11 protein-coding genes and 1 pseudogene are annotated in these 10,712 nt (G+C 69.9%); 8 read left to right on the forward strand and 4 right to left on the reverse strand.

Annotation, left to right across the window (positions count from 1 at the left end; all coding sequences use genetic code 11):
* Positions 1 to 304 (forward strand): annotated as a pseudogene (locus tag ACQKIP_RS28670) (ABC transporter substrate-binding protein); the annotation flags it as partial.
* Positions 305 to 367: 63 nt separating this feature from the next.
* Positions 368 to 1,345 (forward strand): asparaginase, encoded by a 978-nt coding sequence (locus ACQKIP_RS28675; RefSeq protein ID WP_365860239.1) that lies wholly within the window; start codon positions 368 to 370, stop codon positions 1,343 to 1,345.
* Positions 1,346 to 1,461: 116 nt separating this feature from the next.
* On the opposite strand, the gene ACQKIP_RS28680 is transcribed toward ACQKIP_RS28675, so the two are convergent.
* Positions 1,462 to 1,647 (reverse strand): hypothetical protein, encoded by a 186-nt coding sequence (locus tag ACQKIP_RS28680; RefSeq protein ID WP_365860240.1) that lies wholly within the window; start codon positions 1,645 to 1,647, stop codon positions 1,462 to 1,464.
* 216 nt (positions 1,648 to 1,863) lie between these two features.
* On the opposite strand from ACQKIP_RS28680, the gene ACQKIP_RS28685 reads away from it, so the two are divergent.
* Positions 1,864 to 2,775 carry a FadR/GntR family transcriptional regulator gene (locus ACQKIP_RS28685; protein WP_427744525.1) on the forward strand — a complete coding sequence of 304 codons (912 nt, stop codon included), beginning with the start codon at positions 1,864 to 1,866 and terminating at the stop codon, positions 2,773 to 2,775.
* 48 nt (positions 2,776 to 2,823) lie between these two features.
* Here ACQKIP_RS28685 and ACQKIP_RS28690 read toward each other — a convergent pair whose 3' ends face one another.
* Positions 2,824 to 3,012 (reverse strand): hypothetical protein, encoded by a 189-nt coding sequence (locus ACQKIP_RS28690; RefSeq protein ID WP_365860241.1) that lies wholly within the window; start codon positions 3,010 to 3,012, stop codon positions 2,824 to 2,826.
* A 125-nt stretch (positions 3,013 to 3,137) separates the two neighbouring features.
* Between ACQKIP_RS28690 and ACQKIP_RS28695 the strand changes: the two genes are divergently transcribed.
* The 4 genes from ACQKIP_RS28695 (at position 3,138) to ACQKIP_RS28710 (ending at position 8,041) form a co-directional block, all read left to right on the forward strand.
* Positions 3,138 to 4,028 carry a GntR family transcriptional regulator gene (locus ACQKIP_RS28695; RefSeq protein WP_365860477.1) on the forward strand — a complete coding sequence of 297 codons (891 nt, stop codon included), beginning with the start codon at positions 3,138 to 3,140 and terminating at the stop codon, positions 4,026 to 4,028.
* Positions 4,028 to 4,765 (forward strand): HAD family hydrolase, encoded by a 738-nt coding sequence (locus ACQKIP_RS28700; RefSeq protein ID WP_365860242.1) that lies wholly within the window; start codon positions 4,028 to 4,030, stop codon positions 4,763 to 4,765. The genes ACQKIP_RS28695 and ACQKIP_RS28700 overlap by 1 nt, the downstream gene beginning before the upstream one ends.
* Positions 4,766 to 4,918: 153 nt before the next feature.
* The gene (locus tag ACQKIP_RS28705; protein ID WP_427744521.1) at positions 4,919 to 7,138 is read left to right on the forward strand and encodes a phosphotransferase; all 2,220 of its coding nucleotides are present in this window, start codon (positions 4,919 to 4,921) and stop codon (positions 7,136 to 7,138) included.
* A 60-nt stretch (positions 7,139 to 7,198) separates the two neighbouring features.
* A complete protein-coding gene (locus tag ACQKIP_RS28710; RefSeq protein ID WP_365860243.1) occupies positions 7,199 to 8,041 on the forward strand; it encodes a hypothetical protein in 843 nt (280 codons plus the stop codon).
* Positions 8,042 to 8,056: 15 nt separating this feature from the next.
* Here the strand turns inward: ACQKIP_RS28710 and ACQKIP_RS28715 are convergent, their stop codons facing one another.
* Complete coding sequence (locus ACQKIP_RS28715) at positions 8,057 to 8,803, reverse strand: ABC transporter permease (protein ID WP_365860244.1); 747 nt, start codon at positions 8,801 to 8,803, stop codon at positions 8,057 to 8,059.
* Positions 8,796 to 9,788: an ABC transporter ATP-binding protein gene (locus ACQKIP_RS28720; protein WP_365860245.1), complete on the reverse strand. Its 993-nt coding sequence runs from the start codon at positions 9,786 to 9,788 to the stop codon at positions 8,796 to 8,798. Before ACQKIP_RS28720 ends, ACQKIP_RS28715 begins: the two co-directional genes overlap by 8 nt.
* Positions 9,789 to 9,907: 119 nt before the next feature.
* On the opposite strand from ACQKIP_RS28720, the gene ACQKIP_RS28725 reads away from it, so the two are divergent.
* Positions 9,908 to 10,687: a TetR/AcrR family transcriptional regulator gene (locus ACQKIP_RS28725; RefSeq protein WP_365860246.1), complete on the forward strand. Its 780-nt coding sequence runs from the start codon at positions 9,908 to 9,910 to the stop codon at positions 10,685 to 10,687.
* Positions 10,688 to 10,712: the final 25 nt, after the last annotated feature.

The raw sequence follows: 10,712 nt of genomic DNA on the forward strand, positions 1-10,712 counted from the left end.
CTCCGAGATCCTCACGGACGGTCCCGCCCGGCACCGCTTCTCCGCCCGGCATGTGACGCTCGGCACGCCGCACAGCGTGGAGTACGGCCTCCTGGCCACGGAAATGCTCGCCGAGGTGGAGCTCTCCGACCTGGACGCCCGTACGGACGACGAGCTGCACACGGCCATGGGGCGGCTCACCCGCTACGAACAGCAGGTCTCCCGGCGCCGCCAGCAGCTCCAGCGCACGGCGGACGATTGCAGCGCGGAGATCGCCCGCAGGTACCGTGAAGGCGAAGCACAAGTGGACGACCTGCTCGCGTGACCCGGTGACCCCGGCCTCCGCGGGCGGCGCTCACGCCCCACCCCCCGCCCCGGAAGGCCGAAGATGACCTCGACGTCCGCCGAGTCCGTCACCACCCCCGCCATATCCCCGGTCCTCGCCGAGGTCGTACGTTCGGGCTTCGTCGAGGGCCGTCACAGGGGGAGCCTGGTGCTGCTCGCGGCGGACGGCGGCGTGGAGCTCGCCATGGGGGACGTGGACGCCCCCGTCTTCCCGCGGTCGGCCAACAAGCCGATGCAGGCGGCGGCGGTGCTGCGGGCGGGGCTCGACCTGGCGGGAGAGCGGCTCGCGCTGACCGCGGCGAGCCACTCCGGGGAGATGTTCCACCGGGATCTCGTACAGAAGATGCTGGCCGAGCGCGGTCTGACGGCGGCGGATCTGCAGTGCCCGCCGGATCTCCCGCTGGATGCGGTCGAGGCCGAGACATATCTGGCAGCGGGTGCCGTTCGTGACCGGGTAACGATGAACTGCTCCGGCAAGCACGCGTCGATGCTCGCGGTGTGCGAGCTGAACGGCTGGCCCACCGATTCCTACCTCGACCCGCAGCACCCCCTCCAGCAGCTGATCCTCCAGGTGGTCGAGGAAGCGGCGGGGGAGCGGGTGGCGGCCGTCGGCACGGACGGCTGCGGTGCGCCCCTGATGGCGATCTCCCTGACCGGCCTCGCCCGCGCCTTCCGGCACTTCGTCCTGGCCCCCGAGGGTTCGGCGGAGCGCCGGGTCGCGGACGCGATGCGGGCCCACCCCGAGTACGTGGCCGGCACGCGGCGTCCCGATACGTGGCTCATGCGGGAGATCCCCGGTGCGCTCTCCAAGATGGGCGCGGAGGCGGTCCAGGCGTTCGCGCTGCCGGACGGCCGTGCGCTCGCGTTCAAGGTGGACGACGGCGGGCTGCGGGCCCTGGGGCCGGTCCTCGCGCGTGTGCTGCAGCTTGCGGGCGTGGAGGCGGACATACTCACCCGCGTCGGCCGCACGCCGCTCTTCGGCGGTGCCTCCGAGGTGGGGGAGATCCGGGCGGCGTTCTAGGCGGTGGTACTCCGGGACTCCGGGGGGCTCGTCCGCGCCCCCGGAGCCCCGGAGCGATCAAGGCTGACCGGGCTCCCGGCTCCCCTCCGGATGGGAACCCGGTCAACCAGCTCTGGTCAGCCCGACTGGGCGAGCAGCAGGACGAGGATCGCTGCCCCGAATCCGCTGATCATGGTGCTCCTGGCCTTGATGCCCACCGTGAGCAGGATGAAGGCGACGATGCCCATCGGGCCGTACTTCCACTGGATGAGCTGCTCGAATCCGATGGCGATGGCGGCGATCGCGAGGGCGATGAGCGGCATGACGTTCCCCCTTTCGGGACGAGGCGCCGGCCTCGTCCCCTCAGGTCGGCGGCCATCCGACGGGCATCTGCTGGCGGCCAACCCCTCAGGGTTCCTGCCAGGCTGCCTAAGTTGGCTACCAACTCCACCTGAGTTATCTCCTTGGTGGCTCGTTTTATAACCACCTTCCGAGCAACTTCCCTTCAACTCCCCAAAGATGGCGCGAAGTTGTACGGTTTGGTTGTGAGCCCGGAACCTGCACCCGTCAACGGGATGAAGAGGCCGCACAAGACTCACCACGAGGTGGCCGACGAGCTGCGCGACCGGATCCGATCCGGAATGCTGCGGCCGGGCCAGCGCATGCCCACACAGGCCGAGTTGGCCGACGAGTTCGGCGTCGAGCGCGGCGCGATACGGGAGGCGTTGCGCACGCTCCAGGGCGAGAACCTGCTGGCCAATGTGTCCAAGGGGAGCCCCGCCACGGTCGCCGAACCCCCGAAGCAGGCGCTGTCCGGGCCCGTCGGTGTCGCGCCGCAGCCCACCATGGTCGGGCTCGCCCCGCGTATCGCCGCCGCGTTCGAGGCTCCGGAAGTGGAGATCGATGCGCTCTGCCTGACGTCCGTCTCGCTCACGATGGCGATCGGCGAACCGCTCCGCCAGATTCACGCGGGGCTGCGGAATCCGGCCAAAGTCACGGTCCGGGTGCTGCTGCCCAGCCGCAGCATCGACCTCGCCTTCCCCACGCCGGTGGACAGCGGGGACGACGAGGGCGGCCATGTGCACCGGCGCTGGCTGGACCAGCGCAACGCGCAGGGTCAGGTGCTCCAACACAACCTCCTGGCGCTGCGGGGCTCGCACGGCATCGACGTACGGGTCTCGTTCCGTGCGCTGCCGTTTACGCCGCCGGTGAAGTTGTACCTGCTCAACGGCACCGAGGCGCTTTTCGCGTACTACACGCTCAGCAGGCAGAGCGAGGAGTTCGACCACGAGCCCCTGGAGATGTACGACGCCCAGGGCGCGCAGTCGATGCTCTTCCCCTTCCGCCAGGGCGACGGGCTGCGGGACACGACGTTCGTGGAGCAGTCCCATCTGTGGTTCGACGCGCTCTGGGACACGATCAGCCAGGACCTGGAGCTGGCCCGCGGTTAGGGCCTTTCCGGCGGGCCCCTCCCGGCGGCCACTTCCGGCGGGGCTGGATCAGATCGCGGGGCCGGTCATCATGAGCGCGAGGACGACCGCGCCGATGGAGCTGCACGTGTGGCTCTTCACCTTGATGCCGAGGGCGAGGAGCAGCAGCCCGGCGAGGCCCGTGACCCCGTACTGCCAGTGCGCGAACTGCTCGAAGGTGAGGGCGAGCACGGTTGCGAGGAGAGTGAGGACGTCCATGATGGTTCCCCCTTCTGCCACCTCGGACGAGTTGGCAACCAACTTCACTTGAGTTGTCCCCACTTGGTCCCGCAACATAAACAACTTCATGACAACTGCCCTGAGATGGCATCGAGTTGTATCGTCTGGTCGTGACCCAGGAGAACGTTGCAGTGAACGGCGACAGAAAGCTCACTCCCCAGCGCATCGCGGACGAACTTCGCGACCGCATCCGCTCCGGCGACCTCAGGCCCGGCGACAGGCTCCCCACGCAGGCGGTGCTCGCGGAGGAGTTCGGCGTGGAACGGGGGACGGTGCGCCAGGCGCTGAAGACGCTCCAGGGCGACGGTCTGCTCGCCAACGTGAGCAAGGGCAGCCCGCCGCGGATCGCCGCGGAGGCGCAGGCTCCGTCGCTGGCGGGCGCGGAGCCGCAGGCGTCCATGGTCGGCCTCGCGCCACGCCTCGCGTCGGCGTTCTCGGAGCCGCGGGTGCGGATCGACGTGGTGTCGTACACGGCGGAGACGCTGATGATCGCGCTGGGGGAGCCGGTGCGCCTGATCCACGAGGGCCGTATCCGCCCCGATTCCATCGACGTACGCATCCTGCTGCCCAGCAGTGACATCACGCTCGCCTTCCCCCAGCCGACCGGGGGGCAGGACGACGGGGGCCGGGTGCACCGGCGGTGGCTGGCGCAGCGCAACGCGCAGGGCCAGGTCCTGCGGCACAACCTGCGGGCGCTGCGGGCCTCGCACGGCATCGAGGTCGACGTCTCGTTCCGCGCGCTGCCGTTCACGCCGCCGGTGAAGCTGTATCTCCTGAACGAGCGGGAGGCGCTGCTCGCCTACTACACGATCGAGCGGAGCATGCTGGACTTCGGCAGCGCGGAGATGGAGGCGTTCGACGCGTCGGGGCTGAAGTCTCCCCTGTTCTCCTTCGAGAAGGGCGCGGCCCCGCGGGACACCGCGTTCGTCGAAGAGTCCCAGAAATGGTTCGACGCACTCTGGGCAACCATCGCGACGGAGCTGACACTCTCTTGATGACTCCTGATACGACGCAGCCCGAGCGGATGGCAGAAGAGACCGAAAAACTGCGGGAACTGATCGAACGGACCCGCTACGTCCTCTTCGACTTCGACGGCCCCATCTGCCGGCTCTTCGCCGGACACTCGGCGGAGTGGATCGCGGGCGATCAGGTCCGGTGGTTGGAGGAGCGGGGGCTGCGGGACCTGCTGAGCAAGGAGGAGCGGGAGCAGCCCGACCCGCATGCCGTCCTGCGGGCGGTCCACCGCAGGGAGCCCGGCAGCGCTCTGGTGTCCGAGCTCGAGGAACGGCTCACCCAGCAGGAGCTGAAGGCAGTGGCCTCCGCGTGGCCCACCCAGTACGCGGACCCCCTGATCATGACGTGGCACGCCATGGGCGCCCGCCTCGCCGTCACCACGAACAACTCGCCCCTTGCCGTGACCGGTTACCTGGAGAGCCGCGGCCTGAGCAACTGCTTCGCCCCGCACGTCTACGGCCGCACCCGGGACCTCCACCTCCTCAAGCCGCATCCGCACTGCCTCGACCTCGCCCTGGACGAGATGGGCGCCGACCGCTCGACCGCCCTGATGATCGGCGACGCCCCCACGGACCTCGCCGCCGCCGAGGAGGCAGGGGTGGACTTCCTGGGCTACGCGCGCAACGAACGCAAGGCGAAGCTCCTGAAGGACGCGGGCGCGACCTGCGTGGTGGACTCGCTGGAACCGCTGCTCAAGGTGTTGCGCGGCCAGGCGTAACCCGACGGTTCTCGAACGTCACGCTCCAAGGAGTGGTGCCTGCCTCGTCGGGCCCGGCGTTTGCCTTCTCGCGTCGTCCGCAGCCTGCCGCGCCACTAAGGTGTGCATCACTTTCGCCTTCCTCGCGTGACTATCCAGGAGCAGCCCGTGGGCATGACTCTGCCCGGTCGTCCTTTCCTGGTGTCCGCCGAGAGGCGCAGAGCGCCCGCCGCGTACGACGCCTTCGTCGCGCACGCCCTGGAGCACGGGAAGATGAGCCGGGGGCACCACAACCGGAACTACGTGCTTCCGCTGACGGAGTCGATGGCCCAGCTGGTCGACCGCTATCCCGGTCGGCCCGTCACGGTGCGGATGCGCAGGAAGGACGCGCTGCCGGTCGTCATCCGCACCTGGGAGGACGAATCGGAGATCCTGCGCGCGATCAAGGGCGTGCTGCCCCATGTGCCGGAGTGCCTGGCCAAGTGGGGCAACTCGGCGGTGCACAGTTACGTCGACGGGGTGCCGTTCTCCAGCGTCTGCCAGAACGGCAAACCGGTCGACTCCCTACTGATCAAGGCGCTGGCCGAGCTGCTCGCGCAGATGACCCAGGTGCGCAGGGAGGCACTGCCCGCGCTGCCGGCGGACTGGCCCCGTATAGACAAGGGCGGGCCGTCGTTCCTGCGGACGCTCGCGCATCTGGCGGAGTCCCAGATCCGCCGGCCCAACTGGGCGGAGTTCGGCGGTCTCTTCGCGGCCCTCGGCATCCCCGATGACGCGCTGCTCAGGCTGGCCGAGCGCGTGCCGGGCATGGCCCGCCGCCCGTACAGCCTGCTCCACACGGACCTGCACCGCGACAACGTGATCTTCTCCTACGGCGGTGAACCACCGCTGATCTGCGTGGACTGGGAGCTCGCCACCTACGGCGATCCGCTGCACGACCTGGCCACGCACCTGGTCCGCATGCAGTACCCGAAGGACCAGTGGCATGAGGTGATCGAGGCCTGGGCGGAGGTCATGGAGCGGCTCAGGCCCAGGGCGGTCAACGGCCTGTCGCAGGACCTGGACCACTACGTGGCCTTCGAACGCGCCCAGTCCGTCTATCCGGACGTCATGCGCGCCGCCAAGTCGCTGGGGGGTTCGCAGGACCAGAAAAGCCTCGACGAGGCGACCCGCGCGGTGCGCAAAGCGCTGGAAGCGGCGGCCGTCCCGCTGCAACTGCCGGGTGTGCCGGACGAGGAAGAGATCCAGCGGGTCCTCTTCCGGTGGCGGGCCGCACGGTTCGGCGGGTGCGCCCAGGGGGTCCGGCAGGCGACCCGTATCTCGTGGGAGCCGGACCAGCGGGTGCCGGAGCACCCCGCGTTCCCGGGCTCCGCCGTGCTCGACGCGCTGGTCGCGGAGGGGGCGGCGCCCGCCTCCAAGGTCTTCAAGGGAACGGCCCACCTCAACACGGTCGTCCGGGTGTCCGGCATCGAGTTCCCGGTCGTGGTCCGCCGCAAGCTGACCTCGGCCGAGCGCCGGGAGCGCAGCATTCTGAGCGAGCACGCGGTCCTCCGGGTCATCGAGGACTCGGGCGAGCCGGTGCGGGCGCCCCGCGTACTGGCGCTGGGGACAAGCGACTTGAAGGACCAGTTCGCCATCCACTCCTACGAGGGCCGCGGCGCCGGAGACCTGCCGCCGGAACACCCCGTGGACGGACTGCGCCCCGGCGAGGCCGATCATCTGGTCGACCAGCTGGGCGCGCTGGCCCGCATCGACCACCGGCAGCTCGACCCCACCGCCGGTGAACGGGACTTCTACCGCTGGCTCTGCGACGAACTGGTCCGGCTCGTCACGGCCCTGCCCAAGGAGTCACAGAAGCTGGCCAGGGAGCTCGGCCTGCCGGGCGGCTACCGGCTCCTGGAACTCCTCGTACGGCACCGCCTCACTCCGCGGCGGCCGTCCTTGCTGCACGGGGACCTCAACCCGTGGAATCTGGTGCGCCGCGACAACCGCGGCGGAATCACGATCATCGACTGGGAGATGGCGATGATCGGTGACCCGCTGTACGACCTGGTCCGGCACATGCATCTCACCCCCGTCCGCCCCGAGATCAGACAGCGCATGTTCGACCGGTGGACCAGCTGTCTGCCGCGGGAGTGCACGACGGGATGGGAGGACGACTGGCAGGTCTACCGCTGGATCGAGGTGGTTCGTTCCGCCTACGTGGACCTGGACCGCCTGGTCACGGGCACCGGCCTCGACGCCCCCAACGTGCAGCGCGCCGTGGACTCGTACGCGATGACCTTGGCGGCCGCGATGGCCTCCCTGGGCCTGCGCCCCAGCCCGACGGCCAACCCCTACCTTGCCCGGGCGCTTCCGCACGGTCAGCATGGAGTGCTGAGGGTGATGTCGTAGAGGCATGCTCGGGGGAGGGCTCTCGTGGCGGGAACGGTGAACGGGGCACCAAGCGGTGGATTGAGCGCATGGCTTCGCAGATACCGGGCCCGGTACGAATCGGCGGCCACCCGTGTCCTGCTGCTCGGCATCTTCGTGACCGGGCTGACCGCGCAGTTCGTGAAGCCGGTCGGAGACGCGCTGGAGGGGCAGGCGTTTCTCGGGGGAGCGCTGCTCAGCCTGATCGGGTACGTCCTGTACAACGCGGTGCAGGAGCTGGCCGTCTCGGCGAGGCCGCCGGACCGCGGCCTGGTCAACTCCCGTGATCTGGGCAGCCTCGTGGGCGAGGCGTTCCACTCCAGGAAGGTGGAGATCTGCTTCCTCGGCTATACGGGCGAGACGCTCTACAACGAGCTCTATCACCGCCTCGAAAGCCTCCAGGACGATCCTGGTCCGACAAAGCGGGTGACGATCAGGATGCTGATCCCGGACTTCGGCCGTGAGATGGCGGTGCCGTCACGGGTCGGCGTCGACGGGCGGCCGGTCGACTATCCCGAGTTCCGGGCGCGCCTCGAGGCCAAGTGCCGGGAGTACGACCAGATACTCTCCCGGCTCGCCGACGGGGTGACCGCCGGCGGCAGGGTGGTGGTGCAGTGCGAGTACCGGCTGTACAACGGGGATCCGCGGGACAAGGTGTGCATCTTCAACAAGGAGCTGGTGCTGTGCGGCCTCTACGACGTGGTCGCCACCATGTCCCTCCAGGACCCCGACTGCGAGGTCTACGACCCCAAGGGATACAACACGGACCTCGCCGTCCGATCCCGCAAGGAAGGGACCGCCGCCGCGGAGACGGCGGTCGCGACGCAGATCAGTCACTTCGAGGGTGTGTGGCGGCTGGCGGCCACGCCTCCGTGGCGTCAGTGATCCTGGCCCGCCCCCTCACGCCGTCCGCCTCCTGAACAGCGCTCCCGAAGCCGCCGCCGAGACCGCCAGGATTCCTCCGCACCAGGCCAGGGCCACCCAAGGGGTCGCGCCCACCGGTTGGTTCAGGAGTAGGCCGCGGAGGGATTCGATGACCTGAGTCACCGGCTGGTGGTCGGCGAAGGGGCGCAGCCAGGACGGCATGTCGGACGTCTGGACGAAGGCGCTGCTCGGGTAGGGCAGGAAGCTCACGAAGAACGTGAAGCCGCCCGCCGCCTCGGGAGACTTGGCCAGCAGGCCGACCGTCGCCGAGAGCCAGGACAGAGCCAGGATGAACGCCACGAGGACGGCCGTCGCCGCGAGCCAGGCCGCGGGCGTCGCCGACGGGCGGAAGCCGATCGCGAAGGCCAGGGCCAGGACCAGGGTCGTGGCGATGAGGTTGCGGGCCACGGAGGCGATGACGTGGCCCGTCAGGATCTGGGTGCCGCCGATGTCGAGCGAGCGGAAGCGGTCGATGATGCCGCCCTTGAGGTCCTCGGTGACCGCGATCGCCGTGTTCGAGGAGCCGAAGCCTGCGCACAGGAGCAGCACGCCGGGGACCACGTACATGACGTACGAGTCGGCGTTCGTCCGGATCGCGCCGCCGAAGAAGTAGACGAAGATCAGGAGGAGCATCACCGGGAGGGCCATGGCCGTGATCAGGGCGTCCACGTTCCGGCGGCTGATGCGCAGCGCCCGGCCGGTCATGATCAGAGCCTCAGACATGGGTTAGTCCCTTGGAGTGGGAGGGGCTCGACGGGTTGGTCAGCGTCAGGAACACGTCGTCCAGCGTTGCCGTGCGCAGCGTGAAAGCCGCCAAGCGCGTGCGGTCCGGGTCCAGTTCGTCGAGCAGGTCGCGTACGCCTGACGCCGTGCCGTCCGTCGGGAAGCCGAGCGTCAGGGTCTCGGGGGAGTGGTGCGTGGCTCCCGGGGACAGGTGGAGGTAGGCCTCGCGGGTGGTGGTCGTCGCGTCCAGGCGATGGCCTCCGACCTGCGCCTTGAGGGTCGATGCCGAGCCCTCCGCGACGATGACGCCCTCGTGCAGTACCGCTATGCGGTCGGCCAGTTGGTCCGCCTCCTCCAGGTACTGCGTGGTCAGGAAGACCGTCGTGCCCTCCGCGGTCAGGTCGCGCACCACCTCCCACATCTCCTGGCGGCTGCGCGGGTCCAGGCCGGTCGTCGGCTCGTCCAGGAAGATGACCTCGGGGTCGCCCACCAGGCCCGCCGCCAGGTCGACGCGGCGGCGCATGCCTCCCGAGTACGTGCGGACCAGGCGGTCCCCCGCTTCCGTGAGGCCGAAGCGGGCCAGCAGTTCGCGGGCCCGTGCGTGCGCACCGGCGCGGGGCAGGCCCGCGAGCCGCGCCATCATGCGCAGGTTCTCGGCGCCGGTCTGCGTCTCGTCGACCGCCGCGAACTGTCCGGTGAGGCTGATCGCCCGGCGGACCTCGCGCCGTCCCGTACGGATGTCGTGGCCCGCCACCCGTGCCGTGCCCGTGTCGGGGGCGGTGAGCGTGGTGAGGATGCGGACGGCCGTCGTCTTGCCCGCGCCGTTCGGGCCGAGGAGCGCGAAGACCGTGCCCGGCGGGACGCGGAGGTCGATGCCGCGCAGGACCGGCACGGCTCGGTCGCCGCTTCCGTAGGTCTTGGTGAGGGCCGTGGCCTCGATGGCGGCAGGTGCAGAGGTAGGAGCAGGGGCTCGGGTGGGTGGCATGGGTGTGTCTCCCCGTTCGGTTCTTCTGCGTATGGGCTACGCATTACTGTGTAAGGGTTACGCAGAACTACGATGTGCGTCAAGAGGGGGTCGGACCAGGAGCATGGAGGCGGTGGCTTATGGCGGCGGACGCCGGGGCGGACGATCGGGGTACGGGGCTTTCGGCGAGCCTCGAAACCGCCTGGGGGCTGCGCGAGCGCCCCTCGAAAGGGCCGAAGCCGGGGCTGAGCCTGGATCGGATCCTCGACGCGGGCATCGCCGTCGCGGCGGCGGAGGGCATCGGCGCGGTCTCCATGGGGCGCGTCGCCAAGGAGCTCGGCGCCTCGACGATGTCCCTCTACCGGTACGTCTCCTCCAGGGACGAGCTGTACGTGCTCATGCAGGACGCCGCCACGGGGGCGCCGCCCGCGATGCCGGCGGACGTCGTGGGGTGGCGGGCGCGCCTGGAGTGGTGGGCGCGGGCCCAGCGCGCCACCTTCCGGCGCAACCTGTGGCTCGTACGCATCCCCATCAGCGGGCCGCCCGCCACGCCCCACCAGCTGGAGTGGATGGAGCAGGGCCTCGCGGCGCTCGACGGGAGCGGCCTTGAGGAGGGCTGGAAGCTGTCCGTCCTGATGCTCATCGGCGGCTTCGTGCGCAACGAGGTCATGCTCATGGCCGACCTGGACGAGGGCATGCGGGCCGGCGGCCGGGAGCCCGACGAGGCGATGCGGCAGTACGCCCGCACCGTCGACGCGCTCACATCGAAGGCCCCGGAGCGCTTCCCCTCGCTGCGTCGGTTGCTTGATGTGGGCGTGCTGGATGTCGCGGACGCCGAGGACACGGAGTTCGAGTTCGGGCTCGGGCGGGTGCTCGACGGGGTGGCCGTGCTGGTGGAGGGGCGAGCGGGGGAGGTGTGATGTGCAGGGGTGAGGGTGCGTAGTG

Origin of the sequence: Streptomyces sp. NPDC059900, from assembly GCF_050270335.1 — a bacterium.
Taxonomy (GTDB): domain Bacteria; phylum Actinomycetota; class Actinomycetes; order Streptomycetales; family Streptomycetaceae; genus Streptomyces.